Here is a 25,076-nt window from a genome sequence, read left to right as displayed (position 1 = left end):
GCTTATTTGTCAAGGAAGATTTATAGTATTTTCTTTACATAAATTTACAATTTTATTTATTTTTAATAACCGTAGCGAACGCCAAGCATTGAGCTAACGCTCAACTTCGCAAAGGGAAAAGATTATTAAGAAAAACCGTAGGTTTGTCTTAATGACAATCCATACCTCTAAATCAGGGGAGATTTTTAAGAGGGGAGCTAAAAAATGTTCCCCTCTTAAATGGCGTTTTGAAAAGATGAGGGGTTATAGGGGAGAAGAAAAACTTTTGCTCCATCAAAAGTTTGTCTTTTCCCCTAATTTGTCTTTTCCCTTAATTTTCTTATCTCTTCTAAACAGGTTCCAAGGGCACTTTTGCCGGGAAGATTATAAATATCAGGAGCAGTACCTGTTTCATCAGTACAGTATCCGTCTTCGGTTAGGCCGTACATAAAATCAAACTTTATCAGTAAGCCGCTGTTGGGAAGAACGATGTACATAGGCGATTTACCGTTTGTTCCGGAACCTCCCGTATTAGTCCCGACAACTGTTGCAAAGCCGATTTTTTTACAGATATAAGTAAAACGATCGGCTTCAGAATATACGCCGCTATCTACAAGAAGCCAAAATTTTTTATCTTCACAAGGCTTGTATCCGTTAATAGGACGAGCTTGAATTATCTCTTCCAATCTATAGGCCTTATCGTTTTTTACAGTACTGCAATTTTCTATATAAGGAACTTCATGCCGATTTATTTTTTCTGATTTATAATTTTTAAAAAACATATCCAAATAAGTATTCGTATATTTATTTTCGTTATAAAGTCCGTAAGAAATTATATTTATCTCTTTATTTATATTGGGAGATATTATTGCTTCGTAATTTTCAGGATGTCCGCCTCCGTTATTTTGTATATCTATTATTATGTGTTTATAATTTGCAGTCTCAATAAAAAAATCTTCCAAGGCTTTTAGATACTCTTGTTTTTCTTCTGCTTTCGTTGTAAGAAAAGATTTGATTTCTATATATGCAATATGATCGGTCTCAATAATCTGTATAAACGGCTTTGAATATTTACGAGTTCCTATTAATGAAGAATTTCTATTATTAAAACTACCGATATTTTTATCACTAAGAACCTCTACTTGATATATATGAAAATAAAAGTTATCTATCAAAGCCCGCTTCTTAATTAATGAAGTCTGAGGGGCACCATTTTTAAATATCTTTTCATAATTAAAATAATAATCAAAATAATCGGAAGGATAAAGATGACCTATATATCTATTTCCCGTAATTTTTCTGCATAAGTCTTTATAAAAAAAATAATACCCATACTGCATCATGGGATCCGTTAAATATCTATATCCGGACTGTTTTATTTGTTCTAAATCCGCTCCTTTTCGTTCACATACTTCAGTAAAAGGGTAGCCCTTATAAATAAAATCCCAAAAATATTCATAGTCGGCTTTCATTTTTTCGGCAGAAATAAAACCTGATATTATATCATTTTTTTTCGATACATTAAGAGCTATTACAACAAACACGGAAACAAAAATAAATATTATAAGGCTGATTATTAATTTTTTCATATTAATTTTTTTAATCATTCGACGAAATTTTATTTTTATTATATCATAGATGAACAATAAATTATTCAATTTTTATTACTCCTTTTTATAAATTAATAATTTATTTTCTTCCAAAAAATTGCGCATCTTTTCTTTATTGCGGAAATCGTCTTTGTGTTCTTCACTATAAAAACAAAACGGATATAGGGTATTTAAAATTTCATTTAAGTTTTTAGAATCGAATTCTTTTTTATCACGTAAGCGCATGATTTTTTCGTAATCCGTTTTTTCAAGATACTCGGTTGATGACCAAAGAGGCTCTTCCAAACGCTCGCCTTCTCTGGGGCCGATTATTTCTATCTTAATATCCTTCTCAGGTTCAAAACCCATGTAACTTATCAACTGCTTTGCCGTCTCATAAATATTTACAGGTTCTCCCATGTCGAGAAGATAGGACTCACCCGATTTTCCAACACCGCCTGTCTGCAATACTAATGAACAAGCTTCCGGAATTGTCATAAAAAAGCGGATCATCTTTTTATCGGTTACGGTTACGGGTCCCCCGTTTTGTATCTGCTCTACAAAAAGCGGAAAGATAGATCCCCTCGATCCCAAAACATTTCCGAAGCGGACAAACATGTAGGCTGAATCTTTTTTTTCTTTTACGGTTTCGGCAGCCTGCAATACCAATTTTTCGCTTAATAGTTTTGAAACGCCGTAAACCGAAACAGGCTCAACAGCCTTATCCGTCGAAATTAAAACAAATCGTTTTACTCCGAATTCGATGCAGGCATCCAAAAGATTCTTTGTTCCGAAAACATTGTTTTCGATAACCGCAACAGGATTTTCTTCCATCAAAGGAACATGTTTATAAGCCGCCGTATGAAAAACCGCATCACATTTTAATTGCTTAATGATGTAGCGCATGTACTCGCGGTCTTTTAACTCTCCTATAACCGGAACAATTGTAGCCTTGTCGCCGACACCGCCTGCTTGCAATATTTTAAGTTCTTTATAAATTTGATAAATGGAATTTTCTCCATGACCGAAAAGATAGAGGCGTTCGGCACCGCCCGATAAAAGCTGCCGGCAGAGTTCGCTTCCGATAGAACCTCCGGCGCCGGTAATTAGAACTCGCTTTCCGCGTAGATAAGCCAAACTCTTTTTTAAAGAAATGGTAACGGGGGTTCGGGTAAGTAAATCCTGCGGATCTATTTCGCGGGCTTGTACCAAATGAGCTGAACCGTCAATGATTTGCGAAATTGCGGGCAGAAGTTTTATTTTTGAAAAACCTGCCGATTTTAAAAGCTCATATATTTCACGCAAACGCTCGGAGCGCATGCTGGGAATTGCAATCAGAGCCTCATCCCCTGCATCTATCCTTATCAGATGAACCGTTTCACTTATAGGCCCGAATACCGGAATCCCGTCAATCTTAGTTCCGATTTTTTTAGGGTCATCGTCTAAGAATGCGGCAACCTTACCGAATATGTTTTTTTCAGAAATTTCATGTGCAATCATAGTTCCGGCCAGACCTGCGCCTACTATATATATAGAAGTTTTTTGTTTAATAGGACGGTTCATTTTTTTTCTTCCTTATTTAGTATTTCAAATCCTAAGTCTATAGAAAAAGCTGTTTGACACATATCCAGACAAACGGTAGCCCTTCCCTTCCTCTTATTTACTCTTACAATATAACCTTCAAGACCGCTCAAAGGTCCTTCGATAACTTTTATTCTATCATTTTCATCAAATACAACTTGTGAAATTTTTGCAAGGCCTCCGAAGGAAATAAATTGATTAAGGATTTCAAAATCTCTTCCTTCTAAAAACTTCGGTTCTTGATTATTAGGTAAAAATCTATAAAAGCCCTTACATTTTCTAAGATGTTGATACAAGTCTTTGGAAATTTCATCAGTACCTATAAACAGATATCCTGCAAAAACAGGCAACTGTTTTTCCGTTACCTTACCGGCCTTTCTTATCTTTAAAATCCTCTGAGGAAAAACTATAGAATAAGAAAGCTCATCAAATTTATTTTTAAATTCCGCATCTTCAATAAAATTCTTTTCTTTGCCTGTACTTACCTGAACTACATAATAATCCATACACAAACAATTATATCATAAAACCTTCATTGAATCAACTTACCCAGACGCAAGCGTCGGGGTATTAAAGCCTCCGCACGAATAAAGTACTCGCCTTTAATTTATTTTGCCCTAAAATAAAACCATTAAAAGGATTACTTGTTTTTTTAAATCTCCTGTGCTATATTCTTTTTTAGAATTTAAAATCATTATTAAATGAGGAAAATAATGGAAGAAGAAAAAAACTCGGCATTAATTTTTAGAATAGCCTTGGCGGCAGGAGAGCTTCTAATAAAAAACGGAGCAGAGATGCATAGAACGGAAGAAACTATTTTAAGAATATGCTCTTCACACGGTATTACCGGTCTTGCCGTTTTTATAACTCCGACAGTAATATTAATAGGAAATGACAAGAAGGAAGGCTCAACTTATATTAAAAACATAAAAGTCAGAGGCAGCAATATACACAAAATTTCCTTGGTCAACGAATTTTCAAGAAACTTTACTCAAGGTAAAATTTCTGAAAATGAAGCCCTTGAGATTTTAAAAAATATTGATGCAGAAAAAAATTATCCGTATTGGCTTGTATTAACCACCTCCGGAATAGGCTGCGGTCTTTTTTCTGTTTTGCTCGGCGGAACATTAAATGATTTTATAGTTACTTTTATTGCCACCTTTGCAGCCGTTTTTTTAAATGATAGAATTACGCAGTTTTCCAAAACGGTATTTTTAGGAAACTTTATAGCGGGCTTTTTTGTCGGTATAATAACAATTCTTTTTTATCATATAGGCTTTGTAAAAAATCTTGACATGATAATAGTTGGAGCCGTTTTATCCCTTGTACCGGGGGTAGCCTTTACATCAGGTATACGGGATTTCATTTTGGGAGACTTAGTTTCCGGAATTGCCCGCACCAGTGAGGCCGTACTCATAGCCGTTGCAATAGCCTTCGGTATAGGTTCTGTTCTTTTCAGTTATTCTCTTTTGGGAGGAATATAATGCCGCTTTACATACATACGATCGCATCATTTATCGCAAGTTTTTGTTTTTGTTTTTTGTTTTCGGTTCCGAAAAGGAATACCTATTTAAGTGCTCTATGCGGAAGTGTCTCTTGGACAATCCTCATATTTTTTCAGAGCATCGGCATAAATTATATATTTGCAACCTTGGCAGGAGCATTGGCCGTAGGCCTCCTGGCGGATTTATTTGCGGTACTCCAAAAAACACCGGTTACATGTTTTATAGTTATAGGCACGATTCCTTTAGTTCCCGGATTTAAGGTTTATAAGACCATGCTTTTTTTTGTTACCGACAAATTGGAAAAAGGAGTGAGCGAGGGCGTTCAAGCCGCTTTTATCGCAATAGCGATATCCGTAGGTTTAATTATTTCTGCATCGGTAACCCGCCTTATCAAGGCTCTTAAGAAAAAAACGACGGAGAAAAAAAATCAACAACCCCGACGCAAGCATCGGGGTATGTTGTTCTCATAAGGTGGTTGCAGTCGGCTTTAATACCCTTCGTTACGACGCAAGCGTCGGGGTATTAAACCCTCCGCACGAATAAATAAATTTTATTATCAAATCTCTTGTTTTTTATAAAAAAAAGAAGTACATTTTTTTCGAGAGGAATTAGATATGAAGAATAAAAACATTTTATTCCACTTGAGTTTTTTAATGATGATAGTTTTATTTCTATCATGTACAAAAGCTCAGGCAGAACAAAAATTACCCATTGGAGGAAAAGGAATGATTAAAGAAATATATCTTGCAGGCGGCTGCTTCTGGGGCGTTGAAGGATATTTTCGCCAAATTCCCGGTGTTAAAGAAACGGACACGGGTTATGCAAACGGAAAAAACGATTCTGCAAACTACAAGGGATTACATCAGAGCGATCATGCCGAGACTGTTAAGATAGTTTATGATTCTTCGGTAGTAAGTTTACAGGAATTATTGGCTCATTATTTTAGAATAATAGACCCCACATCTTTAAACAAACAGGGAAACGATGCAGGCCGTCAATACAGAACAGGTATTTATTATGTAGATGATTCTATGATTAAAGAAATAAATAGTTTTGTAAAGTTTATGCAAAAAAAATATTCGAGGCCCATTGTTGTTGAGGTAGAAAAACTTAAGCATTTTATTCTTGCAGAAGACTATCATCAAGACTATCTTCAAAAAAATCCCGGAGGATATTGCCACATAGACTTAACCCTTGCTTTAAAACCTCTTTATGATGAAAGTAAATTTAAAGTACCGTCAAAAGAAGAATTAAAAAAATCCTTAAAACCGATACAGTTTTCGGTTACACAAGAAAAGGCAACGGAAAGACCCTTTACAAGCGAATATGATAAATTCGATGCTGAAGGAATTTATGTTGATATTACCACAGGGAAACCTCTTTTTTCTTCATTAAATAAATATGATGCAGGCTGCGGATGGCCATCATTTACAAAGGCTATTACAACACAGGCCCTTCAATATTTGGAAGACAAAAGCCTCGGCATGAACAGAACTGAAGTCGTATCAAAAACAGGCGGAGCTCACCTAGGCCACGTCTTTGATGACGGCCCTGCCGATGCAGGAGGCTTACGCTATTGCATTAACGGTGCGGCCTTACGCTTTATCCCCTACGATAAAATGGAAAAAGAAGGCTACGGCGATTATCTTCCCTATGTAAAACCTACGGGGAATTTTTAACATCGCCTATAAAACTTAATTTATAAACTCCACAGGTTCGGTACGGGTTTTAGGTTCGGGATGTTCTGCAGGATAACCGATAGCCGATATTCCGCAGACTACGTGATTTTTAGGAATATTAAAAGAATCTAAAACCCGTCTTATCTCCGGTGAATTGCATTTTTCTCTCAACTGATTTATCCAAACGGAACCCAATCCCAAGGCATGAGCCGCAAGATAGATGTTCTCAATTGCAACCGAAGAATCACAGTAACCGAAGCGGTCGTCTTCTTCAAAGCTGATGAGTATCAACGCATCGCAATCATAGATTCTATAATTCGGAATATCGAGTACGGAAGAAACAGCCTTTGCAAGTTCCTGTATCTTTTCCCGATTATGCACAACAGTAAATTTCCTCATCTGTCTGTTTTTTCCTGTCGGAGAAGCCTTAGCACATTCTACAATTGTTTTAAGCTTTTCGTCTTCGACTCTCTCAGCCGTAAACTTACGGACACTCACACGCGTGAGCATGTTCTTAATAACCTCATTCATATCCTACCTCCATAAGAATTTATCTCATAAAAATATCTTTTAAATTTCAGCCAACTTAGGTTCCATAAAAATCGACACAGCCCAATAGCATAAGAAAAATCTAAAGGACTTGTTTGTAACCATATCGACATCCATTATAACACTTAAAAGCAAAGCAGAGTTTACTCCTAAAAATTTTTCTGCCAAATCCAAAAACCATTTTATAAATTCGGTATCATTTGAGGCCTCGCTTATAAATGTTAAAATTATCTTTTTAAATTCAAGATCCGATTTTTTTCTTTTTGCAAAAGCTTCATCAAGCATGTCGGTAAAAATCGACCCCGTATCTCGCGCCTCGTTTTTAAATCTATCATAAGCAAAATAAAAACCGCCTTCAACCTTCATCATTGAAGCCAAACTTAAATAAGCCTCATCTTCTACCAAAGAAGGAAGACCTTCCCTGCGAAGTAAGTCGATTATAAACGGAATGGAATTTACCGACCTGTAAGTTTCCATCGCTTTAATTCCGGAAAGCAATATTTTAGGATTTTTTGTTTCGGATAAAATTTGTGAAATCTTAAATTGCGAAGCTTCATCTTTAAGATGAGCAAGAGCAATCATCGCCTCCCCCGACAAAAGATAATCTTTACTTTCAAGAGCTTTCCGCAAAGGTTCAACAGCTTGATGCACATTAAAATGAGCAAGAGTTTTTGCAGCAAGAGCGGCCGTAGTAAATTCTCCCTTATTCAATTCTTCTAAAAGAGTTTCTCTATTTTTTGCAGAAAGTTTTTCTAAAGAATTCAAAGCATCCATTGCAGAATACCTGATAGAAAAACGCGGAGACCTCATATACTGATTTAACTTATCTGCCGATTCTTGAGAAGCCGTTGCCGTAAGCTCGTGCAAAATTTTTTCTTCGGTCTGGAGGCTCTCACTTGAATCAAGTTTATATAAAAGGTTTAAGGCCTTCATATCACGCGGAGAAAAAATAACTGCAAGAGCATCTTTTACAAGCCGGCCTCCAAGGTTCAAAAGCCTAATCTGAAAAATCATTCCGAAAAGAATACATGCTATAACGCATAAGAAAAATATACGGTACATACTTAAATTCGAAAAGCCTGAAGTTTGAAGCATATCCAAAATACCGCCTCCCAGGATTGAACCGAGAGCGCCAGTAAGCCCCATCACAAAAAAATTGAGCATACTTAAATCCATCAAGGACTTTGACGGCACTATCCCGAAAAAGTAAGCTTGCGATGCATCCATTTGCGCGGAAAAGCCCATATTTGTTATCATTGAAAATACAATCAAAAAGATAAAGGCAATCAAGTATATTTCTCTGGCAGGTGCTATAATTGCAGGGATCAAGGCTGCCGCACTAAGAGCCGTAAAAATAACATACATCGGCTTTGCCCCCATCCTGTCTATCAAGAGGCGCATTAAAAGTCCAACCAAAAGAGAGCCCATAGTTGAGGCAAGAGAAAAAATTATTACCAAATTATCGGGGATAGAATAAACGGCCTTACCGTAAACAATTATAAAGGGACGGGCTAAACTTATTCCGAATTGAATTATAAAAAACGAAAAAATATAGAGCTTAAAATTTTTATCGCCAAAGGCTTCTTTTGAAGCCGAGAAAAAAGAACCCTTTTGAAGATTTTGATTTCCCCTCTTTAGCTTTCTTATTTCCTTTCGGCTTCTTCCTTCTGCCCTAGCTTCTTTCACAGCCTCCATTCTTCTTTCAAAATCGGGATCCGGAAGTTTAAGCAAAAGAGCAGATGCAGCAAATCCCGTAATAATTCCTATAATTGCAGTTATATTATATGTAGAAACTATATCGATTCCAAACCTTGGAGAAAACCATAAAAAGACGGTTAAAAATATTATGGCTGCGAGTGCGGCCGTATTGTTTGTCAATGATATTTTAACTATATAAGAATTCCGGTCCTTGCCGGGAGCCAAAAGACTTATGACAGGATTGTTTGCAACTATGCCGGCTCCTCTAAAAAAATTAAAAAGAGCTACTGCAAGTAAAAGCATAAAGATTGCAGCTTCATTTTCGCCTCTAAAATAAAAGAACGGAATAAACAAGATAGGTAAAAGCGAGGCGTTGCGCAAAAACCAAGTATAGGCAAAGGTCTTTACGATAGTAAAACGACGAGCCATAAGCTTTCCTAAAGGAATTGTAAAATAGCACATGTACATGAAGGCTGTAAGCAAACCTATGACGGTGCTGTTGGCTTTTAAAGCAAGAGCATAAAGAGTAATTGTGTTTCCGGTAACGAGTGCAAACGAAAATGAATTGATTCCATTGTATGCATTAAAAACACTGCGGCCCTGTTTGATTCTAAAGTTTGATAATTGTTCTTCCATCAATGCTATTTTAATCTATTTTTTTAAAACAAACAAGTATTCAGAAACATGAATATTTCTCTTGTTAAGATTTCGGCTCCCCCGAAAAGTATTATATTTTATTTCGACGGTTTTTAATTCTCCGTATTTCTGTAACATATTTGTCATCTCTTCAAAAGAAATAAAACCTTCCGAGTTGTAGGAGATGACGGCATAACATGCATCAAGAGAAGAGATAATTTCTTCCATTGACTTTAGAGCAAGATAAGGTTTATTAAAAACGGAACGATTCCATCCTTGGGTAATTCCGCTGACGGGGCTTATGGGAACATCAAGCCTATTTTTAAGAATTAAATTAAGCATAAAATAATTTGAACCGTAGGGGTGCTGATTATAAGGAGGGTCGATATAAGCAATATCAACATTCTTTATTTCTTTTGAAAGAATAACTGCATCCTTAGTAAAAATTTCAAGTTCGGAATTAAAATTACTAAAGACAGGTTCTTTTAATTCTACTTTGCCCAATATTCTTGTTAAGGCATTTTTTCCGCTGGCACCGAAACAGCCTACCCCCGTATTCTTATCCTTATAAAAGCCCTTAAATACACCGCTCGTATTTACGTGAATTGAAGCTTCGGTAATTAATGGAGCAAAAAAAAACTTTTTTAAATTTTCTTCCCGAACAATTTTATCGATAAGATTTCTATATGTGTCGATTAAAAGAGCATTCTTACGTGTATAAAAAACTCTTTCTCCTTTTTCGATTTTGTTGTCATCCTTGGGAGCATAGTTTTCGGAAATTATGCCGGGTATTTTTTTATTTAAAGAAGAAGATATAATTTCATCTCGTAATTCATTACAAAGTTTTTTAGGGTATTCTTCTTTGTTTGTAAGATAGCAGGAGTTTATCACATATGAATAATTTTCCAAATCATTAACGATTATTTTTGAAGCATATTTTTTTAACATGCGGGCAACTATACCGGAACCAGAAAAAATATCCGCACAGATAAGTTTTTCCTTGTTTAAGTACTTCGAAATAAGTTTTACCTCTTCTTCTATTTTATCTATCAAAGATCTTTTATTTCCGAGGTATGTAATTATCTGTGTGGTAAGAAAGTCCTTATTTTCTTCTCGCTGCTCTTTCATAGATTTAATGCTTCCTTAAACTAAAGAAAGCTCATACTACTATAAAGATAAGAAACTTACAAGAAGATAGAAAAAAATTGATATAAGCAAATTCATCATGTTAAAACTATAGACAAATCTTACAAAACAAGTTACAATCAATTATAAGTTATTAAAATATCAATTTTATTAACCTAAAAATCAAATTAGGAGGTCGCTCTGATGATAGCTTTATATGTTGCTCTGGTCGTAGCGGTTATTATTTTATTTTCGATAGCTGTTGTAGTTCCGGAACAAGAAAGTTATGTTATTGAAAGGCTTGGAAAATATTCGCGGACTCTTACTGCGGGTTTCCATATCTTAACCCCATTTATAGACAGGATTGCTTATAAGCAAAATCTAAAGGAAGAAGCCTTGGACGTAGATCCTCAAGTTTGTATCACGGCCGATAACGTTCAGGTACAGGTTGACGGAATTCTTTATCTAAAAATATTCGATCCGGTTAAGGCAAGCTATGGAATCGATAATTACCGCTATGCAGTCGCCCAGCTTGCAAAAACAACTATGCGAAGCGAAATAGGAAAACTGGAACTTGATAAAACTTTTTGCGGAAGAGAAGGCTTAAACGACAATATAGTAAAGGCCCTCGATGAAGCTTCCGACAACTGGGGCATAAAGGTTACCCGCTACGAAATACGGGATATTACGCCTACCCGCACAATCCTCGAAGCCATGGAAAGGCAGATGAGGGCCGAAAGAGAAAAGCGGGCTAATATTCTTTCGAGTGAAGGAAAACAGCAGTCCCGAATAAATATTTCTTTGGGTAAAAAGAAAGAAGCTATAAACAAGGCTATGGGCGAAAAGCAGCGAAGAATCAATCTTGCCGAAGGCCGCTCAAAGGCTATAGAGATAACGAGTAATGCGACAGCCGAAGGCTTGCGTTTAATTGCAGATGCGCTTTCTCAACCGGGAGGAAGAACGGCTATGGGCATCCGTCTTGCCGAAAACTATATTCAAAGGTTCGAGCATATTATTAAAAAATCAAATGTTTCGGTTTACCCCGAAAACATTGCAGGCCTTGCAGCCTTTAGCGATATCATTAAAAATGCAGGAAAAGAAGTGAAGGTCATACAGGGAGGTCAAAATGCTTAATTTTATAATCCCGATTGTTATTGCGGCAATCATTGCCATAGTTTTTATTGTTGCTCTTTTTAGAAGCATTCGAATTGTTCCGCATAAGGTTGCCCTGATTGTAGAACGCTTAGGCAAGTATCACACAACCTTGGATGCCGGTTTTCATATTCTATTTCCGTTTTTGGATAGAGTAAAGTATAAGCAAAATCTAAAGGAACAGGCCATAGATGTTCCCGCCCAAGACTGTTTTACCAAGGACAACGTTCAGGTACGCATTGACGGAATCCTCTATCTTCAAGTCTTTGATCCGATTAAGGCAAGCTACGGTATACGCGATTACCGCTATGCAACTATTTTGCTTGCACAGACGACCATGCGCTCTGTAGTAGGACAGCTGGATTTGGATGACACCTTTGAAGCAAGGGAACAGATAAATGCTCAGGTTGTAAAAGCCGTAGATGAAGCTTCGGATCCTTGGGGCGTAAAAGTTACCCGTTACGAAATTCAAAACATAAGAGTTTCCGATTCTATTATGGATGCCATGGAAAACCAGATGAAGGCCGAAAGAGAAAAGCGAGCAGAAATAGCCCACTCGGTCGGAGAGATGGAAACGGTTATCAACCTTTCAAGAGCAGCTTATGAAGAAGCCGTAAACATAAGCGAAGGTGAAAAAGAAAGAATGATAAATGAGGCGGAAGGTCAGGCCCGCGAAATTGTTGCCGTTGCCGAAGCCACTGCCGACGGTATTAAAAAAATTGCCGCTTCTACCCAAATTCAAGGCGGTATGGAAGCTGCAAAGCTCACCGTTTCACAAGAATGGATAAACGCTTTAAGCTCTATAGATGAAAATACAAAGATAATTATGTCCGCAGATTTTACAGACATAAAGAAAATGACCATCGACATGGCCGAAGAAATAATCCAATAATTTTTATGCACTGCAAACCTTTTGCAGTGCATTTTTTATTCCAGCTTAATTCCCTTGCCTTTTAAATTCTCGACACACTCAAGATAATAGTTATTCATCGTGTTCGACATAGATGGGTTTCCCTACTTTAACAGCCTTCAAATTATCATAGCCGATAGCTTATTGACATGAAAAGTAAATTATGTTATATTTATACTATAAATCATACAAATCATACTTTATGTTTGGAGGTGAGAAAATGGGTTATCCAAAAGGAAAATATGCTTGGACGGTTAAGGTTGGAGAGAAAGGGCAGTTCGTTATACCTAAAGAAGCCCGTGATGTTTTCAACATTAATCCCGGTGATACCTTGATTGTTTTGGGAGATATAAACCAAGGCATCGCCATTCCGCCTAAAAATATGTTCACAAGTATTATTGACAATATTTTCGGAGGTAATGTACCAAAGGAGGACGAAGAATGAGTGCCATTGTAACTGCACAGCTTACAAAAAAATACGGCGGTATAACTGCTGTAGATAATCTTAATTTAACTGTTGAGCAAGGTGAATTATTTGCCTTACTCGGTGTGAACGGAGCTGGAAAAACCACAACAATTAAAATGCTTTCTTGTCTAATAAAACCCACGAGCGGTGATGCCTTGTTGCTTGGCAACAGTATTATTTCAGCATCCCATGCAATAAAGAAAAAAATAAATATTTCTCCTCAGGAAACGGCGGTAGCCGCTAATTTGTCGGTTTTAGAGAACTTGGAACTTATTGCGGGAATCTACGGGCAAGACAGTAAAACAGCAAAGAAAAACGCTTACGAGATAGCTCAAAAATTCAAATTGGAAAATGAATTGAACAAAAAAGCAAAACACTTATCGGGAGGTATGCAGAGGCGCCTTTCTATTGCAATGGCACTGATTTCAGATCCGCAGATTTTATTTCTCGATGAACCGACCCTAGGACTTGATGTATTGGCTCGCCGTGAGTTATGGGCATCCATTAAAGAGTTAAAAGGAAAAGTGACAATTATACTCACAACTCATTATATGGATGAAGTTGAAACGCTGTCCGATCGTGTCGGAATAATGTCAAAAGGCAAGTTAAAAGCGATGGGTACGGTACAGGAATTAACTATGCAAACAGATACTGTCAAGCTGGAGGACGCTTTTGTTATACTTTCCGGAGGTGTGTTATGAGGATACTTTTATTTGCAAGAAGAAATACAAAAGAAGTTTTGCGTGATCCCATAAATTTCTTTTTCGGTTTGGGATTTCCTATCATATTGTTGATTCTTCTATCCATTATTAATGCTGCCATTCCGCCTGAAGCCGAAAATCCTATGTTTGAAATAAGAAATCTTGCTCCCGGCTTAGCGATGTTTGGGAGTGTATTTATGGCATTATTTTCCGGTATGCTGCTATCAAAAGACCGTACTTCATCTTTCTTAATGCGCCTGTTTACTTCTCCTATGACTTCCGTAGATTTTATTTTGGGCTACACTTTGCCTATGCTGGCTATGACAATAGTACAGGCTGCGATAACCTTATTGGCGGCAGGAGCTTTTGGTCTTGAAATAACTATTCACTTCCTGTTTGCGGTGATTGTGACAGCTTTAACCTCTCTACTGTTCGTGGGAACAGGACTGCTCTTCGGCAGTCTTATGAATGATAAAGCAGTCGGAGGAGTTTGCGGAGCCTTGTTAACAAATGTAGCCGGATGGTTATCCGGAGTATTTATTCCGATTGATTTAATAGGCGGCGCTTTTAAAAAAATAACAAATATCCTGCCATTTTATCATAGTGTGGAAGCAATAAAATCAACCTTAAGCGGTAATTTCGGTCATGCCCTTTCTCATCTGACTGTTGTAATGAGCTATACAATAGTCATCTTCGTTCTTGCTATTTATTGTCTTTCAACGTAGGATGAACGGTGAGAAAGTATAAAATAAAATAGTTTATTGACATGAAAACTAAATTATCTTATATTTGTATTATAAATGGTACAAATTATACTTTAAAGATGGATTATCCAAAAGGAAAATATGTTTAACCTAAAAAAAGCTTGTTTTATTATTTTTACATTAATTTTTATATCTTCTTGTTCAAAACAAAATCGCGAATTTACGGGAAAATATTTAACCTACACAAATACGGAAGAAGGTTATGAAATCGATTACCCTTCAGAAATTTTAAGACCTATAGACAGCTCTCCTGCAGAACAAGTATTTACGAGTAATGACGGAGAGGTAACCTTATCGGTTTCCGTTTCGGACTTAAAAGATTCCGGCCCCGAGTTTATTTTTAAAACTGCTGACCTTTACGAAAAAAAAGAAGCGGAAAAATTTACGGTAAGCGATAAAAATATGGGCCGTGACGGCTTTATTTTAAAAGGCTATTCAAAGGACAAGATGTTTTTTTGTCAGGCCCTTGCTATAAATGAAAAGTTTTATACAATCAGATTTGAATATAACAAAAAAGAGTATGATACATATAGGGATATTTTAACTCATATAATAGATTCTTTTGAGTTGACTTCGGCATCTGTTTCTCAAGAAGGAAGTGAAGATGAAAAATCTTATGATGAAGGAACGCTCATCTCCTTTGCTTTTTCTTTTTTATCGAATGTGTATTGGGAAAATAACTTTAATCTTCTTTTAAAAAATTCAAGCCCAAAATTAGCCGATTTTGTTCACCCTGATTACGGCATAAGGCGTTTTTATAATCCCGGTGCTGCTCCCCTTCTTTTTTCGGCGGAGGATGGTTTCGGCTTTGATGAAAGCGCCGATTTTTCTACCAAACCCTCGGCCAATAAATTCGGAGGCTCCATCCCCTTTTATAATCGAATGCCTGACGGCGGTTTTTGTGAAGAGTCTAACGATAAGGACGGCGTATATTGTGCCATTGTCAAAGAAATACCCACCGCCGTCGATCCTGCAAGTTTTGAAGGCGATGAAATAAAGAACCTAAAAATAAACTTACCAAGAAACTATAAGGCAATCTTAAAAATAGTTGTCTTAGACGGCGGCTTTATAAAAAAGACCTTTTACTTTTTCGATATTGCCGATAATTGGTTTTTGCTCTTTGTAGATGACTGTGATTGTTCGGCTTAAGGGTAGAAAGATTAAAAAAAGGACTGTAAATTTTTCTTTAAAAATGATATAATAATCATGACATGGAGGGGTAAGTATATGCTGGAAACTGTAAAAGGTTATTACAATGGAACTCAAATAGTTTTAGATTCTCCTGTAAAACTCCGGCAAGGTCAGGAGGTGGTTATAACTTATAGAGTTTTTAAGTCTAATTTAAGACAAACATCTAAAATAAATCTTATAAAATCTCTAGTCGGTGCAATTCCCTATACAGGAAAATCCCTTGATGATTACAGGAAAGAGAGATTAAAAAAATATGAAAGTCCTAATTGATACAAATGTCATACTGGATGTGTTATTAAATAGAGCTTCATTTGTACAAGATGCTATTGCTGTATTAGAACTTACATGTGGGAATATTCAGGCATATGTTTCTGCATCGGCGATTACGGATATTTACTATATAGCTTATAAAGAATTGAGGGACAAAATCAGAGTTAAAAACCTTATAAAAACTCTTCTACAGATTATAACAGTGGCAGGTATTTCCGATAAGGAAATTATGTCAGCAATCGACTCAGATTGGGCTGATTTTGAAGATTCTTTACAAAATGCAGTAGCTGAATCGCATGATTGTAGTATGATTATTACCAGAAATATATCTGATTTTAATGGTTCGAATTTACAAATAATTTCTCCAAAAGACTTTATAGTCCAATTTACTCATTAATCATATCAAAAAACTTTCTTAAACGTCTTGACTTTCATTCAAAAAGTTTTTATCTTAGGTTTGTAAGAGCCTTGAAACAATTCATAAAGGTAGATTACAATTATTTTTTGGAGGCCAAAAATGAATATCATAGTTGAAGATTCTGCTAGAGACAAAATTAGAGCGAAAAACGCGGATACGGTTCACTGTATGCTTAATATGTGTGCTTCGTGAGGAGGGACAACTTTAGATCCGGCCGTGTATGTCGGAATGCCGCGAAATATCGATCACTTCAATAAATTTGAAAATAATGGAATTACCGTTTATGTTAAAAAGGGAACTCCCTCCGTTAATGGAACCTTAACGATTACAGTCGGAGCATTTTTATGGTTCGAAAAGCTGATGGTTGAAGGAATGATTTAAACAAGAAAGCCGATAAGATAAAAATCTTACCGGCTTTTTTTATTGCTGAGCAAATTCTATCTTGCTTTGCGACCTTCCTAATTTTGAAAAGTAAGTTCCAACAGTAAAATAAAGAAATAAGAATAAAAAGAGCATTCCGATATTTTTCCAATCAATCGATAAATTAACTTGAGTAAATTCGTTTGCCATTACATAATAATAGGTCGGGAAAAGGCGGGAGATATTTACAATAAAATCCGGAAGCAATTCTTGTTCAACAAAGATACCCGAAATAAAGGCCATAGAAAGAGGCAGCACCGTACCGACTATACCCATAACAGAGCCTTTTTTTAAAAAAGAATTAAGCATAAAAGTTAAACTTAAAATAACAGCCGTGTACATTAAGGCATTAAATGTATATAATAAAAGAGGGATGTTTTCCAATCTCGTTATATTTGTAATAATAGCAAAACCTATCAATATTGAAAGAATAAAAATTACTATCGTTAATTGAGCCAAAAAGTTTTCACAAACAAAGCGAAAAGTCGATACCGGAGAAACATTATTCCGCATTTTTAAGCGTTCATTATTTAACTCGAACATAGCCCAGCCTACAGAATTAAGTACAACAGAAAAAACTATCCATCCTAAAAAGTTAAAAAATATTTTAAACCAAATATTTACCGAAGTGTTCTTCTGAAAACTAATCTTATTAACCTTTGTGTTTACTTGAAGAGCTTTTTCTATTCTCTGAAAATCGAAATATCCTTGAGTCTTTTTTACACTTGAAGCAAATGTTAAATATGTATTAAGCTGTAAATCCATATAAAAGCCCGACTTTTTTCTGTCATCTTTAAAAGTTATAAGGGCCTTTTTACCGCTCATTACATTTTCTTCCATATTTTTATTTATAATAATCCCAGCATGTATTCTTTGCAGAGAAATATCTTTTTTTAACTCGCGTAAAATTTCTTCATCAGTCTTGCCTTTTTCGTCTATAATAATAACATCATGTTTTGACTTCAAATAAGAAATTAAATGCTTCGATAATTCGGAGCCGTCTCTATCGATTATATTTACAGTTAAAGGTGTTTCTGCAAACTCGCTTACCTGAGAATTTTGAGACTTTAATGTCATAAAACTGATGAACAAAAAAATAACAACATAAATAATAGTACTTATTACTTTTGTACAAATTAATCTTAAAAAGTTTTTATAAACTATCATATTGCACCTTCCTTGAGTTAATAAATGAAAGAGATAAAAGAATTACGATACCTATTGTGTAGACAATAAAAAATAACGGTACCGCATTATATTCACCCAAAATATTTATGTTATAAAGGTTGGTAGTAAAAATAGCTATAGGATTTATTGTCCCTAAAATCGGTATTGCTTTTTCAAGAGAGATTTTTACCTCAGGCCCCATCATACCGGATAGAAAGGCTAAAAAAAGACTTGTAAAAACACATATCATATTTTTTGACCGAATATCTCCAATAGATGTTGAGCCTATAAATAAGCCGAGAGCCGCTCCAAAAAAATTCGCATATATCAAGAGCAAAAGAGTAATTTTAAAATCGGTAATAAAGGGTATATTTAAAACAAAGAGCACAAAGGAAATATATATGAGATTGGCTGTAAGATTAAAGATAATATAAAATATAATTCCTGCAAGATAAGAATAAAAGCGTTTAATAGGAGTTGTACAAATTCTTGCTCCGATTTTTGAAATATTACCCTGTATTTTTACAGCTATATCTATCGAACCGAACATTGTATAAATCGAAACCATTGCCAAAAGAGAATAGAACAATATAATGCTCAAACTCATTTTTTCGTTTTTACTTTCGACATAGTTTTTACCGTATTCAAAAGAATTCATTGGAATATTAAGGGCTTTGATTTGCTTTATTTGATCCAGCACGGTTTTTGTTATTGTCTGAGATAATCCGTCTTCGCTCAGCCTCAAAGATTGGTCTGCTTCAATAAAGGCCTTTATTTTTTTTGTACGGAGCATCTCATTTGCCGATGCCTCATCTATTATTTTTGTATCGAACATCCCTGTAAATTTAAGCGGATAATAAACAGGATTGTCTTTTTCAATTCCGATTTCTATTTTACCGGTGTCGGAATTACCTACGGCCGAAAATATCGTAAAGAACAGTCCTGCCATAAGAATAGGATATAAAAGCGTCCAAAACATTCCGTCTAAAGAATAAAACATTCCAATACTATAATATTTTATTTCGCGTAAAAAGAATTTCATCAGTCTCTTAGCTCCTTTCCCGTAAGCTCCAAGAAAATATCGTTTAAGCTGGGTAATTCAGAATATAATTTGGTATAAGCCAAACTATTATTATTGATAAATAAAATAAGTTCGTTTAAGTTGTTAATCGAATTTTCAAAACTGATTAAAAACTCGTTTCCGTTTTTGGTAACTTCCAGAACATGAGGGATTTTTTTCAGTTCGTCTTGCAGGTTATCCTTAGTTTCGACAAATTCAACAACCATTTTTTCGCTTGTGCGGATCAGCTTGTGCAATTCTTCTAATGTGCCGTTTGCTATATCTCTTCCCTCATCCATGATGATGATTCTATCGCAAAGCTCTTCAACTTCTTCAAGATAATGGGTAGTATACACGATGGTACTTCCTCTTTTTGCCAGTTCCTTTATTCCTGAAAGAATGAAGTTTCGGCTTTGGGCATCGACGGCAACTGTGGGCTCATCCAAAAAAATCAGCTCAGGTTTATGTGCTATACCACATGCAATATTGAGCCGGCGGAGAAGACCTCCTGAAAGTTTTTTTGCACGGAATGAAGCATAATTGTTTAAGCCTACAAAATCGATTGCTTCATCTACCAGCTTTTTTCTTTCTTGAGTATTGTTCACATAGAGGCCGCAAAAATAGTCTATGTTTTGTCTTACGGTAAAATCATAGAAAACCGAAACCTCTTGAGGAACAAGGCCTATTCTTTTTTTTATGTGCAGGGCGTTAGGCTTCATTTCTTCGCCGAAAATGATGATTTCGCCCTTGCCGTGTTTTAAAAGGGAAAGCATACAGTTTATGGCTGTAGTTTTTCCGCATCCGTTCGGCCCCAAAAGGCCCAGAATCTCGCCTTCTTTAACTTCCATATTAAAGTGATCAAGTGCCGTTTTTTCATTGTACCGTTTTACAAGATTTTTTACCGTTAAAATCATAACTTCCTCCGATATCTTTTATAGATAATTATACCTTTTTTTTGGAATTTTAAAACTGAAAATTGTCATATTTTTTGGAGTTTAAATATGACATTTGTCATAGGAAAAAAGTTTAAACTTTTTTTAAAGAAGGGTTAAAAATTAAAAATGGGTAATCAACAACCCCGACGCAAGCGTCGGGGTATTAAACCCTCCGCACGAATAAGCGGCTTACTCATTACCTATCAGGAATTACAAATTAATTAAAGCTCTTCCGCCATGCGGCAGGGTTGCCGGGGCCGACCCATTTATTAAGTTGGAATCCGTTTTGAAGGCTTAAAGTGATAAACTTTTTTGATCTTCTTACGGCTTCATATGGTTCAAGGCCTATGCCTAAACCTGCAGCGATGGCAGCAGCTGTTGTGCAGCCTGCTCCATGTGTCCATCTTGTATCGGTGAGCCCGCCTTCCACTTTTAAAAATTGTTCGCCGTCATAAAAAATATCTATAGCCGATTGTTCTCCGTTCAACTTGGGTCCGCCCTTTATAAAGACATAGGGAACACCCATTCCGTGAATAATCTTACAGGCTTCTTTTATTTCTTCGATTGTAGAAGGTGTCGGCATTTTTGCAATCTGCCCAGCTTCAAAAAGGTTCGGCGTAATAAGCTTTGCTAAAGGCAAAAGTTTTTTTATAATGAGATTATTGAGCTCTGGGTTTAAGGCAAGGTCTCCGCCCTTACATACCATTACAGGGTCCAGTACATAATTTTCTACATTATATTTTTTTAAGTATTCGGCAGAAAGCTCAACTGCATAATTTGTTGCAAGCATTCCCGTTTTTGCAGCGTTAACGCCTATGCCCTTAAAAATTGTTTCAAGCTGGGCTCTTATAGCTTGCTCATCAAGCGGAAAAACTTCATGTCCCCACTCTTTATCGGGATTCATCGTTGCAATTACCGTAACGGCAGCCATTCCATATACACCGTACTCCTGAAATGTTTTTAAGTCGGCTTCCAAGCCGGCCCCTCCGGATGCATCCGATCCGGCAATTGTTGCAAGTTTTATCATAAGTAAATCTCCTATAAAAACTTTTTGTAGCAAATATCAGACCCTTGCGGTTCTGTTCTGCAAGGAAATTTTTTATCGTATCCGCTAAAGCGGATAGCGAATCAATTTGCAAAAAAAGTTTTTTCAAGCGGTTTGTTTACAAACCGCATACAATAATACGATGTTTTGTGCAACGCACAAAACTCGATAGATAAACAGTGAGGTTGAATTTCTGCCGAACTGTTTATCATATCTCCTAGTGAGGGGGATTATAACATTTTCTTTGAAGTTTGTCTTGAGGCTAAGAAATTCAATTATCCTTCTTTAAATTCAAAAACCTTATCGCAAAGAGCAAAAGATTTTTTGCGGTGGGTTATAAAAAGGATAATTGAATGAGGGAAAGCCTTACGCAATGCTTCGATAGACTGCGTTTCCCTTACTTCATCAAGGCCCGAAAGGGCTTCATCTAATATGATAATTTTAGGTTCTTCTTTAAGGGCAAAAAACCTTAACAACACCACCCTTTGTTTTTGTCCCAACGAAATATTTGTTCCTTCAGTTTCCAAATTAGTTTCAAGCGAAAGGTTATCGCTTTCATCAAAAATAGAATCAAAGACTTCTTTTGTAATATGAGCATCTTCGGTAAGTTCGGCATTTTCTTTAACCGTACCTTGAAAAATTATAGACTTATCGTTTATGTAAAAAATATTTCCGTTAAGAGAATCGGGGTTTAAGGTCTTGACATCCTTACCTCCGATATAAGCGGCAGCCGTTTCGGAATATAAAAGTCCTGAAAGAATTTTTAAGGCAGTACTTTTACCTAAACCTGATGGGGCGGAAATACCGTAAAGTCCCGCCGATGAAATATCTACATCGGTTTTAATGTTTATGTCCTTACTTTCAAAAGAATGTTTTATATCCTTTAATAAAATGGAATTAAAGTTTTCTGCCTTATTATGCCCTGCCAAATCGGCGGCAAATTCTTTTTTTATTTCATCAACCAGTTTCTTTTTTTCGTTAGAATTTAAAATTGCCATACGCAGGTCGGCAAGATTTTGTACCGGTTCAATAAAATGCCCTACATACATATAAAACGAAATTATAGCACCCAATGTAGTTTTTCCGTATTTCATTAGTATAAAACCGGCGACTAAATTTACAAGAGGTAAAGAGGTGTACAAAAATCCGTTTATGTCCCGATAAAGCCGCTGATAAAATTCTTCCGATTTTTCCACCTTTAACATATCTCTTCTTACCTTTGTTAAGGATGTTTTTATTTTCTTTTCGGCAGAAAAAATTTTTATATCCGAAAAACCTTTTAAGGCTTCACCTAAATGCAAAAGAAATTTTTCGGAGGCTAAAGAACTTTCTTTCGAATACTTCATAATGTTTTTTCTTACAAAGCAGCCTATAAGATATATCAGCGGAATAAAAAGAGAAGTTAAAAGTAAGAGCTGCCAATTTAAATATAAAAGAACACAAACAGCCACTACAAACATCATAATATTATCGACAAGCATTACAGGGCTTACCCCATAAAGAGAACCCAATTTGTAAGGTTCATTGGCTATACGGTTTAAAAGTTTTTCATTATTAAATGTGCCGGCTAAATTAGACTTTGCACTTAAAAACTCGTCAAGAAGAATTTCGGTTTCTGCAGCAGCAACAATATTTTCTGCCGTATTAAAATTATAGTTCCAAACAAAATTAAAAATTTTTTGAACAAATATAATGATAAAACAAATTATTATGGTTCTAAGTACTTCGGGTGAAAACCCCTTGTTTAAGTCATCTATTATTTTCCCTAAAAGCAATGGAATCGCAGCAGAACATGCAAGCGGAATAATTGAAAGTAAGACAATTTTAGCATGTAATTTAAAATAAGATTTTTTATACAACATAGGCAAGCTCCTGTTATATTATATTATATTATATTATATTATATAGTGTTGTCAAGCTCATTTTTAAAGTATTCCCAGCCTCTCAACCGATTCTATTATGCCGCCGCCGATAATATAATCACCGGTATAAAAAACAGCGGCTTGTCCTTCGGCGACGGCTTTTTCAGGCTCTATAAATTCTACCTTAAATTTTCCCGTAGGTTTAAACTCTTCATTTTTAAGCGGAATCAATTTTGCCTTTTTCTTTTGTTGGCGGTATCGTGTTTTTACCTCAATATCGATTTCTTTATCTATTGTTTTTTTTAAGATTATATTTACCCTTGAAGCGATGAGGCTTTCGGCAAAGAGTTCTTCATCCTTGCCTACGGTAACCGTATTCGTCTTCGCATCTTTTTTTACAACATAGACGGGATACCCCATTGCGATTGCAAGGCCCCGCCTTTGACCTATGGTATAATATTGAAGCCCTTTGTGGCGGCCTATTTCATTTCCCATTGTATCAATGAATTTTCCCTCTTTAAAAGAACCCGCAGCAAGGGCGTTTATTACCCTTGTATAATCGTCATCTGGAACAAAACAGATGTCTTGGCTGTCGGGACGGTGAGCATTTATAAGACCGGCATCTTCGGCTATGCTTCTCACTTTTTCTTTGGTAAAATCTCCTAAAGGAAAAATAGAACGGGAAAGCTGTTCTTGAGTAAGAAGGGCTAAAAAATAGCTTTGGTCTTTTTGAGCATCCTCAGCCTGTCTTAATAAAAATCTTTCATCGCCTTCAATTTCGGTTTTTTCTATTTTTGCATAATGGCCTGTTGCAATTTTATCGAAGCCGTCCTTTAAGGCTTGCTCTAAAAAAAGACCGAATTTTATTTTGCTGTTACATATAAAGCATGGATTCGGCGTTCTTCCTTGTTTGTACTCTTCTACAAAGTAGTCTATAATTTCAGTCTTAAAAGTTTCCCTCATATCGTATACGATGTGTTTTATACCGAGCTTGTCTGCAACTTTTTTTGCATCTTCAATATCATCGGTCTGCTCTTTATAAATGCCTGATAGTTTAGGCAAGAGCTGCATTGTAACTCCTGTAACATCATAGCCTTGATCTATCAATAGTTTTGCCGCAACAGCGGAATCAACGCCTCCGCTCAAACCCACAAGCACCTTCATCAAGTTTAAAATCCTCTTAAAATTTCTTCGGGGTTTAAAATCATGGCACATCCCAGTTCGGCTAAATCCCTTTCAAGGGCAATACGGTTTTCGATCTTTTTTATGTTTGTAATTTCGGCTGTTTTTGCAGAACCGATTATCCTTCTGTTTAACTCGGTACCGCAAAAAGAAACGGCATCAATTTTTATTTTTTCGATGTAGTTGTCAATAAAAATTTCGTTTTGATAAACAGGATCCTTTATATTTTTAATAAGAAAATCTTTTGCAAAGATATGGAAGAATTTAAATAGATTGTTTTTTGCATTTTCAAGCCAAGATAAAAAGTCAGTTCTTTGCTTTTCTTCATCAACAAAAAGAGGCGAATATTTTGCATAGCCTTGAGCAAAAATAAAATGAGCAAGGACATTCCCAAGGTCATAGGCTATTGGGCCGTAAAAAGCAAATTCGGGATCGATTATTTTTATCTTTATTTCTTCATTTTTATTTTTTACAAAGATAGAACCCGAATGCAGATCCCCATGAATAAGCCCTTGAGGATAGTTATTGAATTTTTCTTTTAAGGCTGCAACCCTTGCAATGAGATCTGAATCTTCATAGAACTTTTTTTTAAGCCAGTCGGCATTTTCGGGGAGCAAAATATTTCTTTGCCTTACATCCTTATAAGGATGAGTAAAAACCAAGTCTTCAGTAATCTTACAAAGATCGGGATTATAAAATTTGGCTGCTGCTTTAAATTTTTTTTGATAAGCTAAAACCAAATCTGTGGAAGGCAGGCTTGCGTCTACGATAAACCGTGCAATCAGTTCTTCAATTCCGTAAAATATTTTTCCGGCCATTAATTCCGTTCTTAAATTAGAATAAGAACCGATGTCTTCCATTATGATTGCAGCCATAACCGGATCGGCATAAATTATTTTCGGAGAAAAATCGGGAGCACATTCGTTATACAGTTTTAAAACTTCAGCTTCACGGATGCTCCTATCCGGGTTCAAATACCCGTCGGGACGCACCCTTGTTTGAACATCAGCTTGTTTTAAAATAAGAGATTTTTTTGTGTTCGTGTCAAAAATGCGATAGACATAGTTTATATTTCCGTCCCCTATTTCTTCGCAAACTAAATTTTCATTCGAATCAAAAAAATTACTGTGCTCAAAGACGTAATCGATTATATCATCGCCTTCCATCTTGTAATGGGAACTAAACCGCATTC

At 35.9% G+C, this 25,076-nt stretch carries 24 protein-coding genes and 1 pseudogene; 12 read left to right on the top strand and 13 right to left on the bottom strand.

The genetic code is table 11. From position 1 onward, the window contains the following. Positions 1 to 293: 293 nt before the first annotated feature. Genes TDE_RS03455 through loaP form a run of 3 tightly spaced genes read right to left on the bottom strand, consistent with a single transcriptional unit; the run spans position 294 to position 3,655 of the window. Positions 294 to 1,637 (bottom strand): S41 family peptidase, encoded by a 1,344-nt coding sequence (locus tag TDE_RS03455; protein ID WP_002681939.1) that lies wholly within the window; start codon positions 1,635 to 1,637, stop codon positions 294 to 296. A gap of 6 nt (positions 1,638 to 1,643) precedes the next feature. Then, positions 1,644 to 3,131, bottom strand: coding sequence for a polysaccharide biosynthesis protein (locus tag TDE_RS03450; RefSeq protein WP_002681937.1), 1,488 nt, complete (start codon positions 3,129 to 3,131; stop codon positions 1,644 to 1,646). Then, entirely contained in the window at positions 3,128 to 3,655 is a 528-nt protein-coding gene (gene loaP, locus TDE_RS03445) for an antiterminator LoaP (protein ID WP_002681936.1), read from the bottom strand. The genes TDE_RS03450 and loaP overlap by 4 nt, the downstream gene beginning before the upstream one ends. Positions 3,656 to 3,862: 207 nt before the next feature. Between loaP and TDE_RS03440 the strand changes: the two genes are divergently transcribed. The 3 genes from TDE_RS03440 to msrB all read left to right on the top strand — a co-directional run bounded on the left by TDE_RS03440 (position 3,863) and on the right by msrB (position 6,333). Then, a complete protein-coding gene (locus TDE_RS03440) occupies positions 3,863 to 4,633 on the top strand; it encodes a threonine/serine exporter family protein (protein WP_002672268.1) in 771 nt (256 codons plus the stop codon). Beyond that, a complete protein-coding gene (locus tag TDE_RS03435) occupies positions 4,633 to 5,124 on the top strand; it encodes a threonine/serine exporter family protein (protein ID WP_002681934.1) in 492 nt (163 codons plus the stop codon). Before TDE_RS03440 ends, TDE_RS03435 begins: the two co-directional genes overlap by 1 nt. Before the next feature lie 144 nt (positions 5,125 to 5,268). After that, positions 5,269 to 6,333, top strand: a complete 1,065-nt coding sequence (gene msrB / locus TDE_RS03425) for a peptide-methionine (R)-S-oxide reductase MsrB (RefSeq protein WP_002672271.1) — start codon at positions 5,269 to 5,271, stop codon at positions 6,331 to 6,333. A gap of 15 nt (positions 6,334 to 6,348) precedes the next feature. Here the strand turns inward: msrB and TDE_RS03420 are convergent, their stop codons facing one another. Genes TDE_RS03420 through TDE_RS03410 form a run of 3 tightly spaced genes read right to left on the bottom strand, consistent with a single transcriptional unit; the run spans position 6,349 to position 10,344 of the window. Next, positions 6,349 to 6,864, bottom strand: coding sequence for a nitroreductase family protein (locus TDE_RS03420; protein WP_002681932.1), 516 nt, complete (start codon positions 6,862 to 6,864; stop codon positions 6,349 to 6,351). A gap of 39 nt (positions 6,865 to 6,903) precedes the next feature. Then, on the bottom strand, positions 6,904 to 9,216 hold the full coding sequence (locus TDE_RS03415; RefSeq protein WP_002681930.1) for an MFS transporter: 2,313 nt from the start codon (positions 9,214 to 9,216) through the stop codon (positions 6,904 to 6,906). 15 nt (positions 9,217 to 9,231) lie between these two features. Then, on the bottom strand, positions 9,232 to 10,344 hold the full coding sequence (locus TDE_RS03410; RefSeq protein ID WP_002681927.1) for a DNA adenine methylase: 1,113 nt from the start codon (positions 10,342 to 10,344) through the stop codon (positions 9,232 to 9,234). Between the two features lie 201 nt (positions 10,345 to 10,545). Here TDE_RS03410 and TDE_RS03405 point away from each other — a divergent pair, with 201 nt between their 5' ends. The 9 genes and pseudogenes from TDE_RS03405 to TDE_RS13345 all read left to right on the top strand — a co-directional run bounded on the left by TDE_RS03405 (position 10,546) and on the right by TDE_RS13345 (position 16,594). Beyond that, complete coding sequence (locus TDE_RS03405) at positions 10,546 to 11,475, top strand: SPFH domain-containing protein (protein WP_002669950.1); 930 nt, start codon at positions 10,546 to 10,548, stop codon at positions 11,473 to 11,475. Then, complete coding sequence (locus TDE_RS03400) at positions 11,468 to 12,385, top strand: SPFH domain-containing protein (RefSeq protein WP_002677091.1); 918 nt, start codon at positions 11,468 to 11,470, stop codon at positions 12,383 to 12,385. The genes TDE_RS03405 and TDE_RS03400 overlap by 8 nt, the downstream gene beginning before the upstream one ends. Positions 12,386 to 12,623: 238 nt before the next feature. Next, positions 12,624 to 12,848, top strand: a complete 225-nt coding sequence (locus TDE_RS03395; RefSeq protein WP_002672276.1) for an AbrB/MazE/SpoVT family DNA-binding domain-containing protein — start codon at positions 12,624 to 12,626, stop codon at positions 12,846 to 12,848. Continuing rightward, positions 12,845 to 13,570 carry an ABC transporter ATP-binding protein gene (locus tag TDE_RS03390; protein ID WP_002681925.1) on the top strand — a complete coding sequence of 242 codons (726 nt, stop codon included), beginning with the start codon at positions 12,845 to 12,847 and terminating at the stop codon, positions 13,568 to 13,570. The genes TDE_RS03395 and TDE_RS03390 overlap by 4 nt, the downstream gene beginning before the upstream one ends. Next, positions 13,567 to 14,317 (top strand): annotated as a pseudogene (locus TDE_RS03385) (ABC transporter permease). The gene TDE_RS03390 and the pseudogene TDE_RS03385 overlap by 4 nt, the downstream one beginning before the upstream one ends. Before the next feature lie 98 nt (positions 14,318 to 14,415). Further along, a complete protein-coding gene (locus TDE_RS03380; protein ID WP_002681921.1) occupies positions 14,416 to 15,483 on the top strand; it encodes a hypothetical protein in 1,068 nt (355 codons plus the stop codon). Positions 15,484 to 15,561: 78 nt separating this feature from the next. Continuing rightward, positions 15,562 to 15,795, top strand: coding sequence for a hypothetical protein (locus TDE_RS03375; RefSeq protein ID WP_002669944.1), 234 nt, complete (start codon positions 15,562 to 15,564; stop codon positions 15,793 to 15,795). Further along, a complete protein-coding gene (locus tag TDE_RS03370) occupies positions 15,779 to 16,192 on the top strand; it encodes a PIN domain-containing protein (RefSeq protein WP_002669943.1) in 414 nt (137 codons plus the stop codon). The genes TDE_RS03375 and TDE_RS03370 overlap by 17 nt, the downstream gene beginning before the upstream one ends. A gap of 120 nt (positions 16,193 to 16,312) precedes the next feature. Further along, complete coding sequence (locus TDE_RS13345; RefSeq protein ID WP_281054487.1) at positions 16,313 to 16,594, top strand: CC/Se motif family (seleno)protein; 282 nt, start codon at positions 16,313 to 16,315, stop codon at positions 16,592 to 16,594. A 39-nt stretch (positions 16,595 to 16,633) separates the two neighbouring features. On the opposite strand, the gene TDE_RS03360 is transcribed toward TDE_RS13345, so the two are convergent. From TDE_RS03360 to mtnK, 7 genes are all read right to left on the bottom strand, one after another. After that, positions 16,634 to 17,800 (bottom strand): ABC transporter permease, encoded by a 1,167-nt coding sequence (locus TDE_RS03360; protein ID WP_002681920.1) that lies wholly within the window; start codon positions 17,798 to 17,800, stop codon positions 16,634 to 16,636. After that, on the bottom strand, positions 17,787 to 18,842 hold the full coding sequence (locus TDE_RS03355) for an ABC transporter permease (protein WP_002681919.1): 1,056 nt from the start codon (positions 18,840 to 18,842) through the stop codon (positions 17,787 to 17,789). Before TDE_RS03355 ends, TDE_RS03360 begins: the two co-directional genes overlap by 14 nt. Next, complete coding sequence (locus TDE_RS03350; protein ID WP_002681918.1) at positions 18,842 to 19,774, bottom strand: ABC transporter ATP-binding protein; 933 nt, start codon at positions 19,772 to 19,774, stop codon at positions 18,842 to 18,844. The genes TDE_RS03355 and TDE_RS03350 overlap by 1 nt, the downstream gene beginning before the upstream one ends. 238 nt (positions 19,775 to 20,012) lie before the next feature. Then, complete coding sequence (thiD, locus tag TDE_RS03345; protein WP_002681916.1) at positions 20,013 to 20,822, bottom strand: bifunctional hydroxymethylpyrimidine kinase/phosphomethylpyrimidine kinase; 810 nt, start codon at positions 20,820 to 20,822, stop codon at positions 20,013 to 20,015. Positions 20,823 to 21,115: 293 nt separating this feature from the next. Further along, positions 21,116 to 22,702 (bottom strand): ABC transporter transmembrane domain-containing protein, encoded by a 1,587-nt coding sequence (locus tag TDE_RS03340; protein ID WP_002669937.1) that lies wholly within the window; start codon positions 22,700 to 22,702, stop codon positions 21,116 to 21,118. A gap of 63 nt (positions 22,703 to 22,765) precedes the next feature. After that, entirely contained in the window at positions 22,766 to 23,866 is a 1,101-nt protein-coding gene (mnmA, locus tag TDE_RS03335; RefSeq protein WP_002681913.1) for a tRNA 2-thiouridine(34) synthase MnmA, read from the bottom strand. 5 nt (positions 23,867 to 23,871) lie between these two features. Continuing rightward, complete coding sequence (mtnK, locus tag TDE_RS03330; RefSeq protein ID WP_002681910.1) at positions 23,872 to 25,074, bottom strand: S-methyl-5-thioribose kinase; 1,203 nt, start codon at positions 25,072 to 25,074, stop codon at positions 23,872 to 23,874. Between the last annotated feature and the right edge of the window lie 2 nt (positions 25,075 to 25,076).

Origin of the sequence: Treponema denticola ATCC 35405, assembly GCF_000008185.1 — a bacterium.
Taxonomy (GTDB): Bacteria; Spirochaetota; Spirochaetia; order Treponematales; family Treponemataceae; genus Treponema_B; species Treponema_B denticola.
Note: the sequence above shows the minus strand (reverse complement) of the source record. Positions and strands in the feature narration are given on the sequence as shown.

What these genes read in the sequence shown, in the direction of transcription:
- TDE_RS03450 (WP_002681937.1), bottom strand. Translation starts at nt 3,131, where the DNA reads ATGAACCGTCCTATTAAACAAAAAACTTCTATATATATAGTAGGCGCA.
- loaP (WP_002681936.1), bottom strand. Translation starts at nt 3,655, where the DNA reads ATGGATTATTATGTAGTTCAGGTAAGTACAGGCAAAGAAAAGAATTTT.
- TDE_RS03440 (WP_002672268.1), top strand. Translation starts at nt 3,863, where the DNA reads ATGGAAGAAGAAAAAAACTCGGCATTAATTTTTAGAATAGCCTTGGCG.
- TDE_RS03435 (WP_002681934.1), top strand. Translation starts at nt 4,633, where the DNA reads ATGCCGCTTTACATACATACGATCGCATCATTTATCGCAAGTTTTTGT.
- msrB (WP_002672271.1), top strand. Translation starts at nt 5,269, where the DNA reads ATGAAGAATAAAAACATTTTATTCCACTTGAGTTTTTTAATGATGATA.
- TDE_RS03420 (WP_002681932.1), bottom strand. Translation starts at nt 6,864, where the DNA reads ATGAATGAGGTTATTAAGAACATGCTCACGCGTGTGAGTGTCCGTAAG.
- TDE_RS03415 (WP_002681930.1), bottom strand. Translation starts at nt 9,216, where the DNA reads ATGGAAGAACAATTATCAAACTTTAGAATCAAACAGGGCCGCAGTGTT.
- TDE_RS03410 (WP_002681927.1), bottom strand. Translation starts at nt 10,344, where the DNA reads ATGAAAGAGCAGCGAGAAGAAAATAAGGACTTTCTTACCACACAGATA.
- TDE_RS03405 (WP_002669950.1), top strand. Translation starts at nt 10,546, where the DNA reads ATGATAGCTTTATATGTTGCTCTGGTCGTAGCGGTTATTATTTTATTT.
- TDE_RS03400 (WP_002677091.1), top strand. Translation starts at nt 11,468, where the DNA reads ATGCTTAATTTTATAATCCCGATTGTTATTGCGGCAATCATTGCCATA.
- TDE_RS03395 (WP_002672276.1), top strand. Translation starts at nt 12,624, where the DNA reads ATGGGTTATCCAAAAGGAAAATATGCTTGGACGGTTAAGGTTGGAGAG.
- TDE_RS03390 (WP_002681925.1), top strand. Translation starts at nt 12,845, where the DNA reads ATGAGTGCCATTGTAACTGCACAGCTTACAAAAAAATACGGCGGTATA.
- TDE_RS03380 (WP_002681921.1), top strand. Translation starts at nt 14,416, where the DNA reads ATGTTTAACCTAAAAAAAGCTTGTTTTATTATTTTTACATTAATTTTT.
- TDE_RS03375 (WP_002669944.1), top strand. Translation starts at nt 15,562, where the DNA reads ATGCTGGAAACTGTAAAAGGTTATTACAATGGAACTCAAATAGTTTTA.
- TDE_RS03370 (WP_002669943.1), top strand. Translation starts at nt 15,779, where the DNA reads ATGAAAGTCCTAATTGATACAAATGTCATACTGGATGTGTTATTAAAT.
- TDE_RS03360 (WP_002681920.1), bottom strand. Translation starts at nt 17,800, where the DNA reads ATGATAGTTTATAAAAACTTTTTAAGATTAATTTGTACAAAAGTAATA.
- TDE_RS03355 (WP_002681919.1), bottom strand. Translation starts at nt 18,842, where the DNA reads ATGAAATTCTTTTTACGCGAAATAAAATATTATAGTATTGGAATGTTT.
- TDE_RS03350 (WP_002681918.1), bottom strand. Translation starts at nt 19,774, where the DNA reads ATGATTTTAACGGTAAAAAATCTTGTAAAACGGTACAATGAAAAAACG.
- thiD (WP_002681916.1), bottom strand. Translation starts at nt 20,822, where the DNA reads ATGATAAAACTTGCAACAATTGCCGGATCGGATGCATCCGGAGGGGCC.
- TDE_RS03340 (WP_002669937.1), bottom strand. Translation starts at nt 22,702, where the DNA reads ATGTTGTATAAAAAATCTTATTTTAAATTACATGCTAAAATTGTCTTA.
- mnmA (WP_002681913.1), bottom strand. Translation starts at nt 23,866, where the DNA reads ATGAAGGTGCTTGTGGGTTTGAGCGGAGGCGTTGATTCCGCTGTTGCG.
- mtnK (WP_002681910.1), bottom strand. Translation starts at nt 25,074, where the DNA reads ATGCGGTTTAGTTCCCATTACAAGATGGAAGGCGATGATATAATCGAT.